Genomic DNA, 24,145 nt, shown 5'->3' with positions numbered 1-24,145 from the left:
CCTAAACTATGCCTATTGTCAATAACTATATTTTAGCTATCGAGAAAATGTGCTATAATCAAATACGCCTTGGCTAATTTTAATTTGAACTTTTATTCCCTATATTTGTCGGAGGCTTTATCATCATTTTTTTACTGATGATAAATGAATTCAAGGAGGCGTTACATTGAAAGAATGGTTAATGCAAATAAATAAAAAAATAGAGTCACTTACAAATATGAAATGGATGCGTGCATTCCGTATTACAGGTGGCGTTATTTGGAATCTATCATTATTATTGCTCATTATGTTAGTAACGTTCACAGTATTTGCTGGAGCGGTAGGGGCAGGCTATTTTGCATCACTTGTAAAAGATGAGCCACTACGCTCAAAAGAAAATATGCGAGAGCTCATTTTCAATTACGAGGAAACAAGCGAAATTTATTTTGCTGATAATATTTATATCGGGAAGCTGCGCACAGATTTAGAGCGTCGTGAAACATCTTTAAAGGATGTTTCACCCACTGTAATTGATGCGGTTCTTGCAACCGAGGATGAGTATTTCCGTGAGCATAATGGCATCGTACCAAAAGCGGTTTTACGTGGGCTGCTACAAGACTTTACAAACTCATCTACACAAACAGGTGGTTCCACATTAACACAGCAGCTTATCAAAAACCAAATATTAACAAATGAAGTGTCATATGAGCGTAAAGCGAAGGAAATTTTACTAGCATTGCGTCTTGAAAAATTTATGACAAAGCAAGAGATTTTAGAAGCATATTTAAATATTATCCCGTATGGTCGTAATTCATCTGGCCGCAATATTGCAGGAATTGAAACAGCAGCAGATGGCATATTCGGCATTAAAGCTTCACAGCTTAACTTACCACAAGCAGCTTATATTGCGGGAATTCCGCAGGCGCCATTTGCCCACACACCGTTTACACAACAAGGGCAATTAAAAACGGCACAAGCTTTGCAGCCAGGAATTGACCGTATGAAAACAGTGCTGTACCGAATGAAAGAAGCAGGCTATATTTCAGAAAGCGATTATCAAGAGGCGATTGCTTATGATATTACACAAGATTTTAGAGAGCCTGAAGCGCGCCCTGAGGACCGTTACCCATGGCTAACATATGAGCTTGAGAATCGCGCAAGAAAAATAATTGCAGAAATTTTAGCTGAACAGGATGGAATTGATCCGAAGCGTTTACAGGAAGAGAACCAATTGCTTGAAAAGTATACGATTTTAGCTGACCGTGACATACGTTCAAAGGGCTATCGCATTTATTCAACAATCAACCAACAAATGTATGATGCGATGAAAACAGCAGCTGAAAACTTCCAATATTACGGTCATACGTATACAACGACAGCCGTCGATAAAGAAACAGGTGAAGAAATTACAGTTGAAATGCCTGTACAAGTAGGTAGCATTGTTATAGAAAATAAAACAGGACGTATTTTGAGCTTTGTTGGTGGACGTGATTTTAATATCATAGAACTAAACCATGCAACACAAGCATATCGTCCAAATGGTTCAACAATGAAGCCCCTTTTAGCATACGGCCCAGCCATTGAATATGGCAAAATCGGTGCTGGTAGCCCTGTTGTCGATGTGAAATTTAAGCGTAGCTTTGATGGCTATAGCCCTAAAAACTACTTTGAAAATGAAGAAAGAGGGATTATGCCTGCACGTGAGGCATTGGCTCACTCTCAAAACTTAACGGCATTGCGCTTATATGATGATATATTATCAAATCGACCTGCCGAATATCTGGCTAAAATGGGCTTTTCTCGTTTAACTGAAGTCGATTATGTCAATTTAGCAACGGCAATTGGTGGTCTTACAAATGGGACAACGGTTGAGGAAAATACAAATGCCTTTGCAACATTAGCAAATGGTGGCCAATTTATCGATGCTTATATGATTGATAAAATTGTCGATTTAGATGGCAATATCATTTACCAGCATGAAATTGAGCCTACTGAAGTATTCTCACCTGAAACATCCTATATTGTGACAGATATGCTGCGTGATGTGCTTGACTATGGTACAGGTACACGAGCAAAAAGCACGTTGAAATTTTCATCTGATTTTGCAGCCAAAACAGGAACAACGAATGATTATAACGATGTTTGGCTAGTTGGCTATAACCCGAACATTTCATTAGGGGTATGGATGGGCTATGATCAGCCTCGTTCACTTAACACATTTAATAACACATATAATCAGCCAAGTACCCGTGTTAATTTACTTTGGGCAACTTTAATGAATACAATTTACGATATTGACCCTGAATTTGTTGGAACGAAAGAAAGATTTGAAAAGCCTGCAAATGTGGTAACTGCATCATTTTGTGGAATTTCAGGCTTAGCGCCTTCTAATGCTTGCTCCAGCGCAGGTCTTGTACGTTCAGATTTATTTAACCGCAATGTCTTTTTACCATCTCGTCCAGATGATAGCTTAATTTCTTCATCATCTGTTACGATTGACGGCAAATCTTATAGTGCGCTGCCTTCTACCCCTTCCGAATTTATTACGATGGGCGGTGTTGGCTTAAATCAAGAATTCGTTAAACGCATGCTCGGTTCTTTAGGCGGAGATCCAGCGAAGCTTTTACCTAACAATTCCTCCTTAAGTTCATCTGCCGTAACAGGCGCTGCGTTTGATGCGGATGAGGCTGCACCAGCAGCTGTTGTTGCTACACTTGAAGGAAATACATTAGTTTGGACGAAATCTGCTTCAAATGATGTGATCGGCTATCGAGTTTATTCAACAGATGGGCAGTTGATTGCGACAAATCGCTTTGAGCAAGGTCGTCGTGCTACGATCTCTATTGGTGCAAACTACTACGTAGTCGCTGTCGATATTACGGGTCGTCAATCTGCGCCTTCTAATACGATTGAAACTGCTGCTCCACCACCTGTTGAAGAGGAGCCAGTACCTGATGAAAATACAGAAACACCACCAGCAGAGGAGCAACCACCTGTTGAAGAGATAGAAGATCCAGCCGAATAACAATTTCTACTTTTAACAATACAAAAAAGGAAAAGCGAATTGACTCGCTTTTCCTTTTTTTAACTAACTAATACTTGTTGTAAAATGGCTACAGCCTTATCGATTTCTGCCTCACTTACCGTCAATGGTGGCAATAAGCGAATAACGTTTGGCCCCGCCTGTACAACGAGCAAGCCTGCCTGCTCTAATTGTGTCACATAGCTTGCGACATCATCTCCACCACAGTATAGCCCAAGCATTAAGCCTTTTCCTTGAATCGCAAATTTTTCATCCGTAAATGCTTGCTGTAGCTTTTGCTGCAAATAGGCTGATTTCTCTTGTACTCGCTGTAAAAATGCTTCATTAAAAACATGCTCAACAATCGTTTGTGCAACAGCGACCGCTAATGGATTACCACCAAATGTTGTACCATGTGTTCCCGCACTAAAGGTATCAAATAATTTTGCTGCGCCTAGTATCCCACCAATTGGGAAACCTCCACCTAACCCCTTTGCCATCGAAACAATATCAGGCTTTAATGCCGTTTGCTCAAAGGCAAAGCGCGTACCTGTGCGCCCAATTCCTGTTTGTACTTCATCTACAATTAATAAAATATCGTGCTCGTCACAAATTTTTTGGATAGTCTCCGCAAATTGCGGTGTAATAACATTGACGCCACCCTCCCCTTGAATCGGCTCTAGCATAATTGCCGCTACCGTATCATCAATTGCCGCTTCAAGTGCTGCTTCATTATTAAATGGCAATGTTGTAAATTGCTCAACTAATGGACCAAAGCCATTTCTCACCTTATCTTGCCCTGTCGCAGACATTGCGCCAAATGTACGCCCATGAAAGGATTGTTCGAAAACGATAATATGATGCTTGCCTGTATGTTTACGCGCCAATTTAATCGCTGCCTCATTCGCCTCTGCCCCACTATTACAGAAAAAAGCATAGGATAACGGCAAATCCTGCACTAATGATGCCGCTAGCTTTTCCTGCTCTGGGCTTTCAAACAAATTGCTCACATGCCATAGCTTCTCGCTTTGCTGCTGTAATGCTTGCACGATGGCTGGATGGGCATGACCGAGTGTGCAAACTGCAATACCGCTTGTAAAATCAATATAGCGTTTCCCCTGATTGTCGTGAACAATCGTTCCTTTGCCTTCCACAATATGGACAGGTCGTCTTGCATAATTTTGAAATAATGCGCTCATCTTGTTATCGTCTCCTTTAAATTGTGTGAGAATTGTGTGTGTGCCTGGCACTTATTTTTGTGCCGTCAAGCGTATCATCTACAATTTGAACAGCAGGAATGCCCGCCGCTAAACAAGCGAGCGCTCCTTGCACTTTTGGAATCATTCCACCGTAAATATGGCCTTCTGCAATCCATTCATTAATTGCTACTTCTGTTACTTCTGATTGGTACTCACCTTCAATACGAATACCTGAAACGTCTGTAACAAGTAGTAAGCTTTCCGCTTTTGTCGCTAAAGCAACCTCGCTTGCCACTGTATCTCCGTTAATATTTAATGCTTGCCCATTTCTCGCTGCACCGATACATGCAATAACAGGGACGATATTGGCTGTTAAGAGGGCATCTAACAGCTCTGTATTGACCTTTTTAATGTGTCCTACATAGCCGTATGTTGCCTCATCTAAAAAGGTGCTTGCTAGTAAATGACCGTCAAAGCCATTTAATCCAACCGCCTGTATCCCTGCCGCATTTAATTGCTGCACAAGAAATGGATTGACTTGCCCGATTAATGTTGTTTTCACCAAGTCGATTGCCTCAGCTGTTGTGACACGTATGCCATTAATGACATGTGATGCTACATTGTTCGTTGCTAATGTGCGATTAATGGCTGGGCCACCACCGTGTGTGATGATGACTTTGTAGCCCTCCTGCTGCAGTGCTAGTATTTTTTGAAAGAAAGCAGGGTTCAGCCCCTCTAATGTGCTTCCCCCTAATTTTATGACAATTTTACGAGCGATATGATGCGTTGATTTGGACGTAGTCATACGTTAAGTCACACCCCCATGCAAAGCCATGCCCATCTCCTTGACCTAAAGAAACATAAATTTTGACTTCATGCTGCTTTAAAATCGCAATCAACTGCTCCTCTGAGAAAGCGATTGGTTCACCATTTTCCACCATTGTGGCACCGCCAATTTGAATCGTAATTTTATCTGGATCAACAGTTGCCCCGCTGTAACCAACTGCTGCAATAATGCGTCCCCAGTTAGCATCACAGCCAAATACCGCCGTTTTGACAAGTGGCGAGCCTACGACCGATTTGGCAATTTTACGTGCTTCCGCATCATTCCATGCGCCTGCTACTTCCACCTCAATTAATTTTGTAGCCCCTTCCCCATCACGCGCAATCGATTTTGCTAAGTCCTCTGCTACAGCTTGTAATGCTGTGTAGAAATTTGCCCATTCAGGATGTACGGGCGTTAACGTTTCATTCCCCGCAAGGCCGTTTGCCATGACAACAACTAAATCGTTTGTTGATGTATCGCCATCTACTGTAATCGAGTTAAATGTACAATCCGTAATTTGGGATAATGCTTTTTGTAGCTCGCTTGATTCAATATTGGCATCTGTCGTAATAAAGCCGAGCATCGTCGCCATATTTGGCTCAATCATACCAGAGCCTTTCGCAGTGCCTGAAATAACAACTTCCTTGCCATCAATCGTTGTAACATAGGTTGTATTTTTCATGACAGTATCCGTTGTCAAAATCGCCTGAGCAAAATCAATGCTGCTCTCTAAATCATCATTCGGTATTAACATCTCAATGCCTTTTTTCACAGGCTCCATTTTCATGATTTCACCGATGACGCCTGTAGAAGCAACTCCTACTAAACTGGCATCAATATTTAATTTTTCCGCTGCTAGCTTCTGCATTTCATAGGCATCTGCTAGCCCTTGCTTGCCTGTGCATGCATTGGCATTACCTGAATTGACAAACATCGCCTGCATTTTTTTCGTTTCATAAACAACTTCCTTTGTTACTTTTAATGGAGCTGCCTGCACAGCGTTCGTCGTAAACACTGCTGCAACGCTTGCTGGCACCTCGCTAACTAGCAAGGCTAAATCCTTCTTCTTATGCTTTAAGCCACAGTGTACACCTGCTGCTGTAAAGCCTTTTGGCGATACGATATTTTTACCTGATAATTTTTTTAATTCAATAATAGCTGACATGTATTTTCCTCCTTAAATGAATAATGGCACCATTTGTAAGCCCATTGTTTGTGGTAAATTCATTTGTATATTCATATTTTGAATCGCTTGCCCTGCCGCACCTTTTACTAAATTATCAATAACGCCGACAATCGTTGCTCGATTTGTGCGCGCATCTAATTGCACATAAATATCGCAGTAATTAGAGCCTTTCACACGATTTGTACCGATGGAAGATGCCTCTTCAACTACACGTACGAATGGATGCTTGGCATATGTTGCTTGCAGGCAGTCAATCAATTGTTGCTGTGTCACATTAGGCTGCACAGCAGCATAGGATGTAGCTAAAATACCGCGCGTCATCGGCACTAAATGTGTATTGAATGAAATTTTTGTTTCCACATTGGCAAACATTGCAATCGCTTGCTCGATTTCTGGAATATGCTGATGCTTATTTATTTTATAAATGGAGAAGTTTTCATTTGCTTCACTAAAATGACTAGCCTGTGATGGCTTATTCCCTGCACCTGATATACCACTTTTTGCATCAATGACTAAAAAGCTTGGGTCAATTAAGTTATCTTTTATTAATGGCAAGATGGATAGTAAAACTGCTGTCGGATAACAGCCTGGATTGGCAATTAAATGCGCCTCTGCAATGTTGTGCTCATTCCATTCTGATAAACCGTAGACACTTTGCTCCACCGCCTCTTGTGGTGCAGGTGTTTTTTTATACCATTGCTCATAGCTTGCTAGATTTTTCAAACGAAAATCGCCTGATAAATCAATTAATTTAGGTCCTTTTTGTAGCAACGATGGCAATAGCCTGCTCGTTACCCCTGATGGAGTGCTTGCAAAAACGACATCTAAATGCTGTAATGCTTCATCGTCAATTTTTTGAAGTGGCCGATCCTCAATCCCCACTAAGTGAGAAAATTTCGCTGAAAAAACAGCACCTTCCTCTGATGAAGTGAATAATTCAATTTTCTCGACTTCTTGATGATTGTGTAAAAAGCGGATTAATTCAAGTCCTCCGTATCCTGTCGCACCGATAATTCCAACTTTCATGGCCGTCCCTCCAAAATATAAGATAGCATTAGTATAAATATGTATAATTATTTAGTCAACTGAATTTTTATTTATTTTACTGAAAATTATATCGATGAGTTGCATTAAACAGATTTCCTCAATTTTTAGGCAGCTGTCTTACGTCCTGTTAAGTCTTGATTGCTAACTTTTTGCCTCTACTCCCTTTTTCTTAAAATGTTTTGTATAATGGAAATTAGAATAATTAGGTGGTGTATAAATGGAGCATAAAAAAACCTTTTTCAGCACTGCAATGGAGACGCGGCATGGCACAGTATATGTTGAAGGTCCTGTACATCCTGAACAATTAGCTCGTTATGCCTTTCATGATGAGCTAGTTTCATTCCGAATTGCTGCGCAGCAACAACAGGCTTTAATTAAAATCGCCTCATTAGAGGAGGGACGCATCATTATCGTCCGAAACGAAGAGCTCATCGTCGGCTATGTGACATATTTATACCCTGATCCACTTGAGCGCTGGGCAGAGGACAAAATTGACAATATGATAGAGCTAGGTGCAATAGAGGTTATTCCAGCTTATCGCAGCACAGGGGTAGGAAAAAAGCTGCTTGAAATATCGTTTGCGGACGATGCAATGGAAGACTACCTTGTCATTACAACGGAATATTATTGGCATTGGGATTTGAAGGGCACGGGGCTAAATGTATGGGAATATCGCAAAATGATGGAACGTATGATGAGTTCTGTAGGCTTTGAACCTTTTACGACAGATGACCCAGAAATCACCTCTCACCCAGCAAACTGTCTAATGGGACGCGTTGGTAAACGTGTCGATGCAGAAACAATGGAGCGCTTTGACCGCTTACGTTTTAAAAGGCGCTTTATTTAGTCAATTACACTTTAACGTAATTGCAGGATTTCTACCGATTCAAGTTAAACTTTAAACAAAGGGGTTTAAAAAATGATTGTTGAAGAAATGATGCAAAGAAATGTGCATACATTGCTGCCTACAAATACAGTAGGAGAAGCTGCACATTTAATGCGTGAGCACGATATACGTCATATACCGATTGTCAATGTTGACAATGAAGTAATTGGAATTATAACAGAGCATGATGTGAAGTATGCGTTCCCTGATGATGTTGAAGAGCAAGAAAAAGCTACAATTAAAAATACACCTTTAAACAATATTATGGTTAAAAATCCGATTGTCGGCCACCCATTAGATTTAGTAGAGGAGGCAGCATTAACCCTTTATGAAGCAAAAATTAGCTGTCTACCAATCGTTTCTCGTAATCAATTAGTTGGTCTTATTACAACAACAGACCTTTTATATACGTATATCGAATTGACTGGAGCCCACAAACCGAGCTCTAAAATCGATATTCGCGTTTCTGATAAAGCTGGGGTACTGCATGATATTTCAAAAATATTTATGCACCATAAAGTCAATGTATTAAGCGTGCTCATCTACCCTGATACTGGAAACGAGGAAAACCGAATTGTAAGCGTCCGACTACAAATTATTAATCCATTAGCAATTATTCAAGATTTACGCAAAGCAGGCTTTGATGTTTTATGGCCAAATGTCCCAGGGATACAAATATGAAAAACGCACTTTTTGTTTATTCGCCTGATCAGCTCGGCTATAAGTTTTCGGACACACATCCGTTTAATCATAAACGGTTAATTTTAACAATGGATTTGCTAAAGGAAATTGGCGCTTTAAAAGATGAGGATATTATTCCAGCACGGCTCGCTACAGACGAGGAAATTGCACTGGCACATGATGAAAAATATATCGATATTGTGAAAAAGGCTGGACATGGTGAGCTTTCAGCTAAACAAGGTGAACGCTATGGCATCGGTACAGAGGATACTCCCATTTTCCCAAATATGCACGAGGCGAGCGCGCTGTTAGTTGGTGGTACACTACAAGCCGTCGATGCCGTATTGCAAGGAAAGGCACGTCATGCACTTAATTTAGGTGGCGGGCTACACCATGGCTTTTATGGACGAGCTTCAGGCTTCTGTATTTATAATGATAGCAGTATAGCGATTCGCTACATCCAAAAAAAATACGGCTTGCGTGTTTTATACGTTGATACGGATGCACATCATGGAGATGGCGTGCAATGGTCTTTTTACGATGACCCGAATGTATGCACATTGTCAATTCATGAAACAGGACGTTATTTATTCCCTGGCACAGGCAATGTAACAGAGCGTGGCAGCGGACAAGGCTACGGCACATCGTTTAATTTCCCAATGGATGCCTTTACAGAGGATGAAAGCTTCTTAACGATTTATGAACAAGCGATGCGTGCTGTGTTTGAGCATTTTAAACCAGATGTTGTGATTACGCAAAATGGTGCAGATGCCCATTATTTTGATCCGCTGACCCATTTATATGGCACGATGGAAATTTACAAGGAAATTCCAAGGCTCGCACATCAATTAGCACATGAATATTGCGACGGTAGATGGATTGGTGTCGGCGGTGGTGGCTATGATATTTGGCGTGTCGTACCACGCGCCTGGGCAATGCTTTGGACAGAAATGAATGATTTACCTTGCCCAACAGGTCCATTGCCAGAGAAGTGGCTTGCTCATTGGCAGCAAGAGGCCCCCGTTGAGTTAATACCAACATGGGAAGACCCAAAGCCTTTATACGAGCCAATTCCTCGCAAAACAGAAATAGAGGAAAAAAATGCACAAATGCTGCAAAAAGCATTACATATTTTGAATAAATAGAATGGCTGTAGGAAATATGAGTGTTTCCTACAGCTAATTTTAAGTAGTAATAATAAAAAAACTGGGACCGCTTTTTAAGCAGCCCCCTTCCCATGTTTACTATTTCGTTGATTGGCGGATTTCCAAATGATGTGGTAACACAACTGTTTGCTCCGCCACTTCTTCTTTATTCATAATTTTCGTTAGCAATCGCATCGCTACTGCACCGATATCATAAAGCGGCAAAGCAACGCTCGATAATTGTGGACGCACCATACGCGCAAGCTTCGAGTTTTCAAAGCTGATAACCTCAATATCGTTTGGTACATGTTTACCTGCATCCTGTGCAGCGTGAATAAGTCCTAGAGCTAATTCGTCACTCCCAGCAAAATATGCTGTCGGTGGTGCTGAAATTACTGCTAGCTCCTCATATGCTGAAATGCCATCATCATATGTGCTATCACCTGCTACGATAAGCTGCTCATCAAGTTCAATGTTAGCATCCTCTAGCACCTGCTTGTACGCTGCTAATTTATAGATTCCATTAATTGTATAATCTAATGGGCCTGATACAAACGCAATACGCTTATGACCATTTCCCACTAAAATACGCACTGCCTCATATGCTGCTTGATAGTAATCAATATTAACAGAGGCTGCTTCTTTTTTCTCATCAACAGAGCCTGCTAAGACGATTGGCACAGGTGAAGATTTAATCGCCTGCTGAATGCTGCTTGTGACATTATCGCTCATCATAACAACACCATCCACCTGCTTACCGAGCATCGTATCAAGCAACTCTAGCTCCTTATCCTCTTTTTGGTCAGAGTTCGATAAAATAATATTATAGCTATACATCGTTGCAATATCTTCAATACCGCGCGCTAATTCTGCATAGATCGTATTTGAAATATCAGGAATAATTACGCCTACCGTTGTTGTTTTTTTACTAGCTAATCCTCGCGCCACCGCATTTGGTCGATACTCTAATCGCTCAATTACTTCTAATACCTTCTTTCTAGTGGCAGGCTTGACATTCTGGTTGCCATTGACAACACGTGATACAGTGGCCATTGAAACATTGGCCTCACGCGCTACATCATAAATTGTTACTGTCACTATAATCGCCTCCAATCCTCTTATCTCAACTTTTCTTATACTTCATCATATATACTTTCATTTCCTTTTTCAATAAAAAACGTAAATCGACAAAAAAAAGCCTTAAAGCTTGGAAAATCAGCTTTCAAAGACCTCTTCAGCACAGTTGAAGGCTACCGAAAAATTTTCGATAGCCTCCTAAAATTAAGCCTTCACTTCATATTGCTTCATGAACTTCAACACTTCATCGTAGAATGCATCAAATGTTGGGATGTCCATTTGTTGTTGTTGGTCTGATAATGCGATCGATGGGTCTGGGTGAACCTCAGCCATTACGCCATCTGCACCGATGGCAATCGCTGCTTTCGCACATGGTAATAATAAATCGCGACGACCTGTTGAGTGCGTTACGTCAACCATTACAGGTAAGTGCGTTTCTTGTTTTAAAATCGGCACAGCTGAAATATCTAATGTATTACGTGTCGCTTTTTCGTATGTGCGAATACCGCGCTCACATAAAATGATATTTTCGTTCCCCTTTGACATAATGTACTCAGCTGCGTGAATGAACTCGTCGATTGTTGCAGCTAGTCCACGCTTTAATAGAACAGGCTTATTGATTGCCCCTGCTGCCTTTAACAATTCAAAGTTTTGCATATTGCGGGCGCCAATTTGAATGACATCAACATAATCAACTGCCACTTCTAAATCAGCAGGTGTTACGATTTCTGTAATAACCGCTAAACCATATTCATCCGATACTTGCTTTAAGATTTTTAAGCCCTCTAAGCCAAGCCCTTGGAAATCGTATGGAGATGTACGTGGCTTGTATGCACCACCACGAATTAGTTTTAAGCCTTTGTCGCGAATTGATGCCGCAACTTGTGCCACCTGCTCGTATGATTCAACCGCACATGGACCGAATACGAATGATGGGGCACCTGCTCCTACTAATTCATTATTAATATTAATAACTGTATCTTCTGACTTTTCTTTACGAGATACAAGTAATTCTTTTTTCTTCACTTCTTCTAATTGCTTTAATGCTGTTTTGAAAATTTGTTTAAAAATATAATCAACTGTCATTTGATTTAATGGACCGTTATTATGCTCTTTAATCAAATCTAGCATATGGCGCTCACGTAAAGGATCGTAACGATTCACACCTTGCTTTTCTTTAATCTTCCCTATCTCATTAACAATCTCTGCTCGCTCATTAATTAAGCGTAAAATCTCTAAGTTTAAGCCGTCAATTTGACCACGTAAACTTTCTAAATCGTGTTGACTCATTACTTATTTTCTCCTTCCTGAGTGTACATACTCTTTCAGAACGCTGAAATATATGATACATTTTTAATTAATAATACCATTATAGACAACTTATCTATAAATGTCACGCATTTTTAATTTAGCGCTTCAACTCGCTAAAGTTAATTGTAGTTATATCAAGGAAGGAAGCGATTACAAATGACTTCAAAGTTATTTGCTTTAGATATCGGCACACGCTCTGTCGTTGGCATTATTTTAGAAGAGCATGATCAGCATTTTCATGTCGCTGATATGGTCATACGAGAGCATAAAGAACGAGCAATGGTTGACGGTCAAATACATAACGTGCTGTACGTAGCAGAGCTCATCAACGAAATTAAACAGGCTTTAGAGGAAAAGCATGGCCCTTTAACAAAAGTAAGTGTTGCTGCGGCAGGGCGTGCTTTAAAAACCGAGCAAGCAAGCATTACAATTAATATTAAAAATCGACCTATTTTTACAGAGGAAGATATTAGCCGATTAGAATTACAGGCTGTTCAACAGGCACAGCAGCAATTGTTGCAACAAAAAGAGGATGCAAAGGCTAGCCACTACTACTGTGTTGGTTATTCTGTACTGTATTATAAATTGGACGATGAAGAAATTGGCAGCTTGTTGGACCAGCAAGGCGATGAGGCAACAATCGAAGTCATCGCAACGTTTTTACCTCGTGTTGTTGTAGAGTCGCTACTTGCAGCATTAAAACGTGCTGATTTAGAAATGGAAGCATTAACGCTAGAGCCGATTGCGGCGATTAATGTCTTAATTCCTTCTACAATGCGTCGCTTAAATGTTGCGCTCGTTGATATTGGGGCAGGTACATCAGATATTGCTATTACGGATAAAGGTACGATTATTGCATATGGTATGGTGCCAACAGCGGGAGATGAGATTACAGAGGCATTAAGCGATTATTATTTATTAGACTTCCCTGTTGCGGAAACTGCAAAAAGACAGCTGCACAAGGCTGATGGTGATATACGAATCCAAGATATTTTAGGCTTTGATCAATACTTACCACATGAGGAGGTATTACAAGCAATTTACCCATCCATTACTGCATTAGCAAATGCAATCGGGTCAGAAATTTTACGCTTAAACAATCAGCTTGCACCGAAAGCGGTAATGCTCGTTGGTGGCGGTAGCTTAACGCCTAATTTAACAGCGGAGCTTGGTAAAGTGTTACAATTACCTGAAAATCGCGTCGCTGTGCGCGGCATTGATGCGATTCAAAATTTAACGAAAGAGCCTTCTATTCCTGTCACGCCAGAGCTTGTTACACCGATTGGTATTGCCATTGCAGCGAAAAAAGCGCCGATTCAATATATGGCCATAACAGTAAACGAACAAGTTGTGCGCTTGTTTGAGTTAAAGGAAATGACGATTGCTGATGCCTTTTTAGCAGCCAACATTCGAGCGAAGCAGCTTTATGGTAAACCAGGACATGCGCTATCCATTACAGTAAACAATCAAGCGATTTTTATCGCTGGTGAGCATGGACAGCCTGCACAAATTTTATTAAATGGAGAACCAGCTTCCACGAAATCATCCATTAAAAATGGCGATACGATTACGCTTATTGAAGGTCAAAATGGACGTGATGCAACAGCGATTGTGCGAGACATTGTGGATGATGCGCTTTCAAAAAAGGTGACAATCAACGGTACACCTTATACGGTGGAGCCCAAAGTTTATGTAAATACGAAACTAGCAACGTTAGATCAAGCTTTACAGGATCGGGATATTGTCGATTTTCAAATTGTAGAAACGGTGGAGGATATTTTAAAGTATACGAATAATGTAGCATTGCTTGAGCAATTGCGCTCCTATGTTGTACATATAGATGGGCAGCCGCTCTATTTACCAACATTCTCTTCTGAATTATTGATAAATGGCAAGCTAAGCAAAATTCATTACCCTGTACAGGACGGTGACCGATTAGCCTTTACACAAAATTCTTTACCGACTGTCCAAACATTAGCTAATCATTTAGATTTATTATTGGAAGATCGCATCCTTGTGACATTCCAAGGTGAACGTATTGAGCTTGTGAAAGTAGTACGTGAAATGGTAATCAACGGCGCTACCCTATCTCCACAGGCTACCGTGCCGAATGGCGCTACAATTAAAGTGAATGCAGTCGACCACAGCCCTTGGATTTTCCAAGATGTATTCCGCTTTTCAAGCTGGCAGCTACCAGCTGAAGCAAAAGGCGGTTTTACCATCTTAAGAAATGGTGTGCCATCCTCTTTCGATGCAGAAATTTTCGGTGGCGATATGTTGGAAATTAAGTTTACGTAAAAAAGAGGCTTTTTAGAAAGTAGCAACTTTCCAAAAAGCCTCTTTATATTGAGAGGTGCCCATAAGACGCACTACGAAAAATGCATTAAATAGAAGATGGACGTGCGATTTCAGACATATTTTCAGCAGGCTCTTGTACCGCTGGCTCCACAATTGCTTCAATCATCTCATCAAGTGGCTCCTCACCCTCTGAAGAAACTGTACCATCGTCAAAAACTGTTGGTGCTTTTGCTGTTTTTGCTTTTACTTTATCAACTAAATTAGTTGATTGCTCTTTTAATTGGCTTGACAACTGTACCGTTTTTTCCTTCGCTGTTGAAGAAAGCTCTACACTGCGATCACGCAATGATACAGCTTGTGTTGCAACTGCTCCGCGTAAATCGCGTCCAGATTTTGGTGCCAATAGTAAGCCCGCTGCTGCGCCAACTATCCCTCCGACTAATGCACCAATAATAAAATCTTTCATATTTATAGTTTCCTCACCATAAATATCTTCATTTCTTGTTGTGTATACTTGTGGTAAGTTCGTTGTTTTTTGTTCTGTCATTGTCTATCCATCCTTTCATTATTTTTTGCGTTTAGCATTTACACCATCAACTGTATAAACTGTTGGATCATCTGGGTTTATCGTTTTACGCTTGCGCCATTTATCAGCAATCCCCATCATAACGCCGCTCCATTGAACAACTTGAGCAATCTGTTCTTCATTTTTTGTTACCTCTGAAGAAATGGAGCTTGTAATACGCTGAACAGATTCATTTAAGCCATTTACTGAATCGCCAACCCCTTTGACAGCATTGACAACTGTATTTAGCTTCTCTGCTTTTTCCGTAATATCATCCGCTAACGTATTCGTTTTTGTCAAAAGCGATGTCGTTTCACGCGTAATGCCTTCCATTTGTCCTTCAATACCTGCAACTGTTCCTGCAATATTGTTTAATGTTGTTTTTACTGAGAATAATGTCATACCGATACTTACACATAAAAATAAAAAACCGATTGCTGCGACTAATGCAGCGATATAAAGTACGACTACCATGAAAATTGACCTCCTATAGCTAGTTATAGTTCTGTTTCGACAAACATTTCAAAAAATCCTGCTTATCGAGCTAGACATTTTGCAATAATTGCTCAAATGCTGCTTGATATTTATTCACATCACCAGCACCCATAAACAATAATACGGCCCCTTCATGCTGTTTTAATTGCTCCACCGTATCTAATTGCAGCACTTTGCTACCTTCAACTAGCTGCGCTAATGCATCAATTGTTAATGCGCCTAGCTGCTCACGTGCAGAGCCAAAAATATCGCATAAATAAACGGCATCTGCGTCTTTCAAGCTATCTGCAAATTGCTGTAAAAATGTTTGTGTACGCGTAAATGTATGTGGTTGGAATACCGCAACGATTTCCTTTTCAGGATACTTTTGGCGCGCTGCTTGCAATGTTGCTGCGATTTCTGTTGGATGATGCGCATAATCATCCACTAGTACAGTATTCCCGATAATCGTTTCTGTAAAACGTCTTTTTACACCTGCATACGTGTCTAAGCGCCCTTGAATAACCTCCGTCGGTATCCCTTCGTAATGGCACAGTGAAATGACTGCTAAAGCATTTAATACCGCATGATCACCGTACTGCGGAATAAAGAATTTTGAGTAAAATTCATTGCGCACATAGACATCAAACTCTGTGCCTTTCGTTGTTTTCACTACATTGCGTGCTGCAAAATCATTCTCTGCATCAAAGCCATAATAAACAACAGGAACTTGCGCTTGAATACGCTGTAATTGCTCATCATCACCACAAGCAATAATCGCCTTTTTCACTTGCATCGCCAACGATTGGAAAGCATCAAATACATCTTCAACGCTTGTAAAATAATCTGGATGGTCAAAATCGATATTTGTCATTACAGCATAGTCTGGATTGTATGCTAAAAAATGCCGACGATACTCACACGCCTCCATAACGAAATATTGCGCATTTTCCGTTCCTGCTCCCGTACCGTCTCCAATTAAGAAAGATGTTGGCATATAGCCACCAACAACATGGCTCATTAAGCCTGTCGTAGAAGTTTTTCCGTGTGAGCCGGTGATAGCAATAGACGTATAACGATTGCTATAATCACCTAAAAACTTATGATAACGAATTACTTCTACACCCATCTCACGCGCACGAATTAGTTCTGGGTGATCATCTGGAAAGGCATTTCCTGCAATAACGGTCATCCCTTGTTCAATATTGTCTGCATTAAATGGTAAGATAGTAATTCCTCTATCACGTAATGGTTTTTCAGTAAAATAATAATTTTCTACATCTGAACCTTGAACTTGCTCACCTGAATCAAAAAGAATTTGCGCTAATGGACTCATACCAGAGCCCTTAATACCTGTAAAATGATAACGTGTCATGTTGAAACCTCCTAGGATACATAGATCCTGTTTAAAATTAAAGAAAATTCATCGTCATTCAGCACGAGCTGCTGTTTTTCGCAAAGGTGCTGTAAATCTTCACCTTTATCGGCGTATTCAGTAATTCTACTGTAGTGCACAATAATGAACCTTCAGCTCCACCCTACAGTGTTAGTGAATTGAGATAAAAAATACTAATTTATTATAGCACTAAATATGTAGAACAATAAATGAACGACTATTCTAACTTCTCTACTGTTGGAAGCTGTCTAAACTGCAGTTTAGACAGCTAATTTATATTTTTATACTTATTTGTGTGTCCAGTATCATTATAAATTTTCTAAATCTGATTCTGTAATTAATGACTCACGCGGCTTACTCCCTCGTTGCTCAGACACAAATCCGTGCCCTTCTAGCATCTCTACTAGCCTTGCTGCACGATTGTAGCCGATATGATACTTGCGCTGAATCGACGATGTAGAAACTGTTCCTTGCTCATAAACAAATCGACATACTTCCTCGAAAAGCTCATCTTGTGCTTCTATTGTTTCAACTTTTTTCAATAATTCTTCTTGCTCGAAAATATAATCTGGTTGTCCTTGGCTGCGCACGTAGCGAATGACTTCTTCAATTTCGTCATCCGTTACGAATGTTCCTTGAATACGCTGTGGCGCTGACATGCCATTTCCTAAATACAGCATATCCCCTCGCCCAAGCAAGCGCTCTGCGCCTTGAATATCAAGAATCGTACGTGAGTCGATTTGTGATGATACCGCAAAGGCAATACGCGTTGGGATATTCGCTTTAATTAAGCCTGTAATGACATCAACTGAAGGACGCTGTGTTGCGACAATTAAGTGAATACCACAAGCACGTGCCTTTTGCGCAATTCGGCAAATTGCATCCTCTACATCGGTAGGTGCCATCATCATCAAATCGGCTAACTCATCAATGACAATTAATAAATATGGAAGCTTCTGCGCATATTGTCCATTTGCCTCTGCTATCGCATTAAAACGTGTAATATCACGCACTTCAGCATGCATAAATAGCTGATAACGACGCTCCATTTCCTCTACCGCCCATTTCAAGGCTGCTGCTGCTGCTTTTACATCTGTAATAACAGGGCTCACTAAATGCGGGATATGATTAAATGGTGCAAGCTCTACCATTTTTGGGTCAATTAACATCAGCTTTAATTCATTTGGATCAGCCTTATATAATAGACTAACCAAAATGGAGTTAATACAAACAGATTTTCCTGACCCTGTTGCACCAGCAATTAAACCATGCGGCATTTTTCGCAAATCTAATGTTACAGGCTTCCCTGTTAAATCTAAGCCAAGCGCTGCCTCCATAGGTGAGTCGGAATCTTTAAAAACAGGGCTATTTGTAACTTCTGACAAGCGGACAGCGCGAGAAATTAAATTAGGTATTTCAATACCAATTGTGCGCTTACCAGGAATCGGCGCTTGAATTCGAATATCCTTTGCGGCCAATGCAAGCTTTAAATCGTCTGCTAAATTGCGAATTTTGCTCACTTTTGTCCCTTGACCGATTGTAATTTCAAATTGTGTAACCGCAGGTCCTTGCATAATCGATTCCACCTGTGCAGCTACTTGATGATAAGAAAGTGCCTCTACTAATGCTTCTGCCTGCTGCTCCATCCAATCATAGTCTTCCGTTTTTTGCTCAGGCGGTGCTAAAAATGTTGTTGAAGGCTTTTCATAATGCGGCTTTGACGCTATTCCAGTGACAGGCTCTGCTTGTAGGGTTTTTGGCACTTCTTGCGGCGCTATATTTTCTCGTTCCAATTCAACAGGTTGCTCGATTATTTGTAGCTGCTCCTGTAATTCCTCTTGTTGTGCAGGCTGTTCTTTTATAGTTTTTACGTCTTGCTGCTGTAAATGCTGTTTGACAAATTCCTTTGCAAGCTGTTTTTGCTTATCGGATTTTAACATTAGCACATTAAATGGCAAGCGGCTTCCTGACGTTACTTCCTTTTGTGGTGCTTGCTCTACATGCAATTGACCGATATGAATTGTGGAGTTTTCAATCGTTAAGTTCTCCACCTTTAATTCGTTTAACAAATCAAACTCTTCTTGCTCTTCCATAATGGGCGGTTGCTCTATATCCTTATACTCAGATGTATTCACCTCCACTGGTTGTGGTGCTTGACCATCCTCGAATAATTCAATTGTTGCTAAAGAAGGCTGCTCAATTGTTGCAGCTACCTCCTGTTGTTGCTCTAGCACAGGCATTTCTTCCTGAGCAATAAATTGCTCGATTTCTTCCACTCTCACCTGCTCTTTTTTCGGTAGCAATTGCTCAATCGGCTTCGGTTTTCCAAATCCATATACTGGCGATGGCACATCTGTTGGAATGAAGCGTCTGCGATTTTGCAAAGGGTTGACTGTTGTTTGCTTTGGCTCATTTTTAGCATGCGCTTTCGTTGGCATTAAAAAATCTTTTTCTTCCCTTGTTGAATGATTGCGATGTTCCTGTGGCTGGCTTTTATAAATATTCGTTTGCCCTTTGCTCTTTTTTCTACGTGCTAGTAGCTCTCGAATACCTGACACTTCTACATCGTAAACCTCAGGCTCTCCTTGTAAATACTTTGGCAGCTCAAATGTTGAGTTATTGGTTTCCACACGATTCGTTTGCTGCTGCGGCTGTGGCGTTGACTTTTTTTCTATTACCTCTTCATCTGCAATAAGCGGAAATCGAAAGGCTGCTTTTTTCGCTTGCTGTGGCTGCTCATATTGCTCGTATTGCCCATTTTCTTGCTCATACGCATCATACTCTTCATCTGTATATAAAATTTTATTCATTTGTTTTTTAAACCAGTTCATATGCTCACTCTCTTCTTTAAAACCTCATTATTTTTAGAACATCAATTACGCCTTGGCGTAATTGCATCGCTCCACCTGTAGAGATGGGCATTTTCTATTGAATTCTGATAAAATTTCTTGTATCTAATATTTTGCAAATGCACTAAGAATAATAAAAGCATACCATATTTTACGGCTTTGAGGCAGTGATTACACAGTGGAAATGGGGAAATTTAAGAAAAAAGATGACGTTAGCTATTTGCTAAAGTCATCTCATCATTTCTCTACACCTTATTATTTTAGCGCGTCGGAATTTCAAACGCTGAGCCGACCTCAGCATCCTCCGCTAATACTAAAATTCCTTTTTCTGATGGCGCATTTGGAATTTCTAGCTCGCGTGCTGAGCATAGCATACCGAATGAATCAACGCCGCGCAAATTCCCTTCTTTAATTAATAAACCTGAAGGCATCACTGCACCGATTTTTGCGACAACTACTTTTTGACCTGCATCTACATTTGGTGCACCGCAAACGATTTGCAATGTTTCCTCACCAACATTCACCTTACAAATGCTCAGCTTATCGGCATTTGGATGCTTTTCCTTCGCCTCTACGTAGCCAATGACAAATTTCGGTGAAAAATCAACATCTAATGATAGTGTCACATTGTTCGCTATTAATGCCGATTCGATTTTTTCAATAAGCTCTGGTGTTAGCTCAACGATACCCTGTGCTGTTAGCTCGATATATTTGCTTGCATTGAATAAGTTGAATGCCTTTACCTCGCCAGTTGCTTCTTCTTTTAATAAAGCAACATCGCCTTGCTTGTCCACTACTGTTTTTACGATATTTTCCGTTGCTAATTGTACTAAAAGCACATCACCAACATGCTCTTTATTGTATGCTACGTTCATTGTTTCTCTTACTCCTTTTTCACTTTGTTTTTTGCCAGAATAAAAATCGGCTCTAAATTGCCTTCATCATAAATAAATGATAAAGATGTGATTGGCACTGCGCCAATTGAGAAGAAATGCATCGTCATCTGCGCTAGTACATCATACCCTACTTCGTTGCGAATATCACCTATTATTAGCACATCTTGATGCGGTACAGAAACCGTCATGTCGCCTTCGATTTGCGCTGCCATTTCCTGCAAAAATTGCTCATTTAAAATACGGCTCGCATCATAGCCGTCATTATGATTGAGGAAATAAAATAAATTGCCTGATACCTCATCCTTTTTCGTTGCTGTTGGCAATTTTTTGACTGAGAAACGAGCAACTTCCCGTATCTGCTCTGCTGTCACACCAAGCTTTTCAAGCATTGTCTCATCAATTAAACGATATGTTGTACCTAAATCCAAGGCATAGAAAATACGCGTTTCTGCCGTATGCTCTGTCGTTACAAAGGCATGCCCCTCCTTTGATACCTTCGGAAACGAGCCGGAACGAATAATTGGGTAAACAGCAGACAATTGCCTAAAGCCCACCTCTTGCTCCTGTAGCATCGCTGCAAATGTATGCTCAATCGTATAAACGACCTCATCAATCGCCGCTTGCTTTTTCGTCGTATATTTCGCCGCAATTTCAGCTATTGAAATATCCATACCGCGCTGTAATGTTTTATGCTCTAAGCGCACTTTATCGGTTTCTTGATCATAAGACCAGTTAAAAAGCTCCTCGCCAAGTTTTTGTTTGAGTGCTTCTACAAGTTCTGGAGATTTCACATTTGTCACTCCCTTTATATTGATTATAACAAAAAAGAGCGCCCTTCTGTAATAGTGGACGCTTTACAAATATTATTTGACAATATTAACAGAACGAACAATTTGCATCATTGTGTTGAGCTTATCTTCAATTTTGCGATCTTCAGAAATCGTTGTCATTTTAATACCACCGATGCTGACAATTAATTCATAATGCTTGTCATCCTCATGTTGAACAACCGCTGAAAAGCCAAATTCCTCATCTGACTCCATTTCCTGAGACTTCACTACATTTTTTGTTTGATCAGCCATTAAATTATCATAATGCAGCTTGCTATCCTCTTGTTCATTCGTATTGACAAATAATATATAAGAATCTTTATCTTTCGTTAAAATATAGTTCATTTCGTTTGCACCTTGCTCTACTGTATAAGACTTCGGTACAAATACTTCAATTGAACCTATTGTTGTGTTAGGTACTTCAGCGCCTTCTTGGAAAATGGTTTCAGCGCTTGCTACCCCAACTTCAATTTGCTCCTGCACTGACTTACCGCAGCCTGCTAGTGAAAAGGCAAGCGCCGTAATTGCAAGGCCATGAAGCCATTTGCGTTTCATAAAAATTCCCCCACTTTCTACTACAGCATACATTTTAAAATATTAGAGGTACTTGTGCAACTACATTGCTTATTTGTTATTCAAATATAAAACTTGTCCAACGAGTAATGTCACGATATGCTCAAACATTTGCTGACGATTAATGAGACCATTTGTAAAAATACCAATTGCCCCTTCATTGTGGCGTGTGTTTTCTTTCTGTGCAAAAGCGTCCATTACAGGACCTAGCTCTTGCCCTGCATGTACTTCGTTTGCTACTTCATTAGGTAACATAAATTGCGCGCCTGCACTGCTAATTACCGTGCCATCTCTTAACGCAATTGCACCCCAATTACAGCAATATAATGTATCCTCAAGCTGATGAACGCCACCCTCTAAGCCAAAGCCCCAATCTGCTTCTGTCTGTTGTAATGTATTTTTTGCACGGTTGATTGCTCCTTGTCTCGTTTCCTCTGTCGACATCGGCTGTGCTGCTACACCTGACTCCACATTGATATGAATAAAATTCGCTTCTGGAAAATATGTACGCACTACTTTTTCCACTGCGCTTGTTTTTGCTTTATTTTGTGTACCAATTGCTACTAACATATTTTTCATCTCCTACCGTCCTAAAAGTGGACGTTTTTTTACTTAAAGGATGCTTATCTGCGTTTTTTTATAATTTATCTGCGAATTCCTTGAAGATATCTGCGTTTTTTCATGATTTATCTGCGAATTTCTTTGCGCTTCATAAAAAAAGGAGTGTCGGTTACCCGATACCCCCCATTTTTTATACGTTTGCTTTAATCGTTTCAAGCGTTGTGCGATCAGCTGATTTCACAAGCTTCACTAATAACTCCTTCGCTGCTGCATAATCATCAACGTGAATAATTGAGGATGATGTATGAATATAACGTGAGCAAATACCGATTACCGCTGAAGGTACACCATTTAATTGTGTATGCACTTTCCCAGCATCTGTACCACCTGGTGAAACAAAATATTGATACGGGATGCTGTTAGATTCAGCTGTATCTAGAACAAATTCACGCATACCGCGATGTGTTACCATCGTGCCATCCAAAATACGCAACAATGCTCCTTGCCCTAATTGACCGAATTGTGATTTATCACCAGATGTATCATTTGCTGGTGATGCATCTAATGCGAAAAATAAATCCGGCTTAATCATATTTGCTGAAACACCAGCACCACGTAAGCCAACCTCTTCCATGACATTCGCACCTGAATATAAGTGGTTTGTTAGCTGCTCGTCTTTTAATTCTTTTAATAGCTCAATCGCTAAACCACAGCCATAGCGATTATCCCAAGCTTTCGCCATAATTTTTTTCGGATTTGCCATCGGTGTAAACGGACATACAGGTATGATGGATTGCCCTGGACGAACGCCCATTGCCTCCGCATCTGCCTTTGAGTCTGCTCCAATATCAATTAGCATATTTTTTATATCCATTGGCTTTGCACGCTCTGCATCGGTTAATAAATGTGGCGGTATTGAAGCGATAACACCTGGAATTTCGCGCTCCTTCGCATACAACGTCACACGCTGTGCAAGCATTACTTGATTCCACCAGCCACCCAATGTTTGGAAGCGAATCATGCCATTGTCTGTAATCGATGTCACCATAAAGGCGACTTCATCCATATGGCCTGCTACTAAAATTTTCGGCGCATCTGCTTGTGCTGATTTACGTACACCGAAAATTCCTCCTAAATTATCCTGAATAACCTCATCCGCATACTTCTCTAACTCGCTGCGCATAAAACTGCGCACCGCACGTTCATTACCCGGCGCTCCCGGTAGCTCTGTTAATGTTTTAAAAAGCTCCATTGTTTCTTGATTCACTTTTATAACACTCCCCTTGTTCAATTACATTCCTATTATAACATAGTTAAAAAGTATTTCGCCCTTCGAATTTTCTA

At 40.4% G+C, this 24,145-nt stretch carries 20 protein-coding genes; 5 read left to right on the top strand and 15 right to left on the bottom strand.

From position 1 onward, the window contains the following. Positions 1-166 precede the first annotated feature (166 nt). Complete coding sequence (locus R6U77_RS11880; RefSeq protein WP_319835794.1) at positions 167-3,004, top strand: transglycosylase domain-containing protein; 2,838 nt, start codon at positions 167-169, stop codon at positions 3,002-3,004. A gap of 59 nt (positions 3,005-3,063) precedes the next feature. Here the strand turns inward: R6U77_RS11880 and R6U77_RS11875 are convergent, their stop codons facing one another. The 4 genes from R6U77_RS11875 to argC are packed head-to-tail and all read right to left on the bottom strand — an operon-like array spanning position 3,064 to position 7,238. Continuing rightward, the gene (locus R6U77_RS11875) at positions 3,064-4,200 is read right to left on the bottom strand and encodes an acetylornithine transaminase (protein WP_319835793.1); all 1,137 of its coding nucleotides are present in this window, start codon (positions 4,198-4,200) and stop codon (positions 3,064-3,066) included. Positions 4,201-4,216: 16 nt separating this feature from the next. Then, the gene (argB, locus tag R6U77_RS11870; protein WP_319835792.1) at positions 4,217-5,005 is read right to left on the bottom strand and encodes an acetylglutamate kinase; all 789 of its coding nucleotides are present in this window, start codon (positions 5,003-5,005) and stop codon (positions 4,217-4,219) included. Then, positions 4,968-6,191 (bottom strand): bifunctional ornithine acetyltransferase/N-acetylglutamate synthase, encoded by a 1,224-nt coding sequence (argJ, locus tag R6U77_RS11865; RefSeq protein WP_319835791.1) that lies wholly within the window; start codon positions 6,189-6,191, stop codon positions 4,968-4,970. The genes argB and argJ overlap by 38 nt, the downstream gene beginning before the upstream one ends. Positions 6,192-6,203: 12 nt before the next feature. Then, positions 6,204-7,238 carry an N-acetyl-gamma-glutamyl-phosphate reductase gene (argC, locus tag R6U77_RS11860; protein WP_319835790.1) on the bottom strand — a complete coding sequence of 345 codons (1,035 nt, stop codon included), beginning with the start codon at positions 7,236-7,238 and terminating at the stop codon, positions 6,204-6,206. 238 nt (positions 7,239-7,476) lie between these two features. Here argC and R6U77_RS11855 point away from each other — a divergent pair, with 238 nt between their 5' ends. The 3 genes from R6U77_RS11855 to R6U77_RS11845 all read left to right on the top strand — a co-directional run bounded on the left by R6U77_RS11855 (position 7,477) and on the right by R6U77_RS11845 (position 9,971). Next, a complete protein-coding gene (locus R6U77_RS11855) occupies positions 7,477-8,106 on the top strand; it encodes a GNAT family N-acetyltransferase (protein ID WP_319835789.1) in 630 nt (209 codons plus the stop codon). 72 nt (positions 8,107-8,178) lie between these two features. Further along, the gene (locus tag R6U77_RS11850; RefSeq protein ID WP_319835788.1) at positions 8,179-8,826 is read left to right on the top strand and encodes an acetoin utilization AcuB family protein; all 648 of its coding nucleotides are present in this window, start codon (positions 8,179-8,181) and stop codon (positions 8,824-8,826) included. Continuing rightward, entirely contained in the window at positions 8,823-9,971 is a 1,149-nt protein-coding gene (locus R6U77_RS11845) for an acetoin utilization protein AcuC (protein WP_319835787.1), read from the top strand. The genes R6U77_RS11850 and R6U77_RS11845 overlap by 4 nt, the downstream gene beginning before the upstream one ends. Before the next feature lie 99 nt (positions 9,972-10,070). On the opposite strand, the gene ccpA is transcribed toward R6U77_RS11845, so the two are convergent. Together ccpA and R6U77_RS11835 are read right to left on the bottom strand one after the other, a co-directional pair. Beyond that, entirely contained in the window at positions 10,071-11,069 is a 999-nt protein-coding gene (gene ccpA, locus R6U77_RS11840) for a catabolite control protein A (RefSeq protein WP_293929016.1), read from the bottom strand. 183 nt (positions 11,070-11,252) lie between these two features. Next, complete coding sequence (locus tag R6U77_RS11835) at positions 11,253-12,338, bottom strand: bifunctional 3-deoxy-7-phosphoheptulonate synthase/chorismate mutase (RefSeq protein ID WP_293929015.1); 1,086 nt, start codon at positions 12,336-12,338, stop codon at positions 11,253-11,255. 177 nt (positions 12,339-12,515) lie between these two features. Between R6U77_RS11835 and R6U77_RS11830 the strand changes: the two genes are divergently transcribed. Next, positions 12,516-14,657, top strand: a complete 2,142-nt coding sequence (locus R6U77_RS11830; RefSeq protein ID WP_319835786.1) for a cell division FtsA domain-containing protein — start codon at positions 12,516-12,518, stop codon at positions 14,655-14,657. Between the two features lie 85 nt (positions 14,658-14,742). Here the strand turns inward: R6U77_RS11830 and R6U77_RS11825 are convergent, their stop codons facing one another. The 9 genes from R6U77_RS11825 to R6U77_RS11785 all read right to left on the bottom strand — a co-directional run bounded on the left by R6U77_RS11825 (position 14,743) and on the right by R6U77_RS11785 (position 24,068). Continuing rightward, the gene (locus R6U77_RS11825; protein WP_293929012.1) at positions 14,743-15,204 is read right to left on the bottom strand and encodes a YtxH domain-containing protein; all 462 of its coding nucleotides are present in this window, start codon (positions 15,202-15,204) and stop codon (positions 14,743-14,745) included. Between the two features lie 18 nt (positions 15,205-15,222). Next, the gene (locus R6U77_RS11820; RefSeq protein WP_319835785.1) at positions 15,223-15,696 is read right to left on the bottom strand and encodes a DUF948 domain-containing protein; all 474 of its coding nucleotides are present in this window, start codon (positions 15,694-15,696) and stop codon (positions 15,223-15,225) included. Positions 15,697-15,766: 70 nt separating this feature from the next. Continuing rightward, positions 15,767-17,071, bottom strand: coding sequence for a UDP-N-acetylmuramate--L-alanine ligase (murC, locus tag R6U77_RS11815; RefSeq protein ID WP_319835784.1), 1,305 nt, complete (start codon positions 17,069-17,071; stop codon positions 15,767-15,769). A 329-nt stretch (positions 17,072-17,400) separates the two neighbouring features. Next, on the bottom strand, positions 17,401-19,923 hold the full coding sequence (locus tag R6U77_RS11810) for a DNA translocase FtsK (RefSeq protein ID WP_319835783.1): 2,523 nt from the start codon (positions 19,921-19,923) through the stop codon (positions 17,401-17,403). Positions 19,924-20,201: 278 nt separating this feature from the next. Then, positions 20,202-20,816, bottom strand: a complete 615-nt coding sequence (gene ytpR, locus R6U77_RS11805) for a YtpR family tRNA-binding protein (protein WP_319835782.1) — start codon at positions 20,814-20,816, stop codon at positions 20,202-20,204. Positions 20,817-20,824: 8 nt separating this feature from the next. Further along, positions 20,825-21,628 carry a DUF1444 domain-containing protein gene (locus tag R6U77_RS11800; RefSeq protein ID WP_319835781.1) on the bottom strand — a complete coding sequence of 268 codons (804 nt, stop codon included), beginning with the start codon at positions 21,626-21,628 and terminating at the stop codon, positions 20,825-20,827. Between the two features lie 72 nt (positions 21,629-21,700). Continuing rightward, the gene (locus R6U77_RS11795; protein ID WP_319835780.1) at positions 21,701-22,222 is read right to left on the bottom strand and encodes a hypothetical protein; all 522 of its coding nucleotides are present in this window, start codon (positions 22,220-22,222) and stop codon (positions 21,701-21,703) included. Between the two features lie 69 nt (positions 22,223-22,291). Then, entirely contained in the window at positions 22,292-22,810 is a 519-nt protein-coding gene (locus tag R6U77_RS11790) for a DUF84 family protein (RefSeq protein WP_319838373.1), read from the bottom strand. A 181-nt stretch (positions 22,811-22,991) separates the two neighbouring features. Then, positions 22,992-24,068 carry a M42 family metallopeptidase gene (locus R6U77_RS11785; protein WP_319835779.1) on the bottom strand — a complete coding sequence of 359 codons (1,077 nt, stop codon included), beginning with the start codon at positions 24,066-24,068 and terminating at the stop codon, positions 22,992-22,994. Positions 24,069-24,145: the final 77 nt, after the last annotated feature.

The organism is Lysinibacillus louembei, from assembly GCF_033880585.1.
GTDB lineage: Bacteria > Bacillota > Bacilli > Bacillales_A > Planococcaceae > Metasolibacillus > Metasolibacillus louembei.
This window is presented reverse-complemented; position numbering and strand designations above follow the sequence as displayed.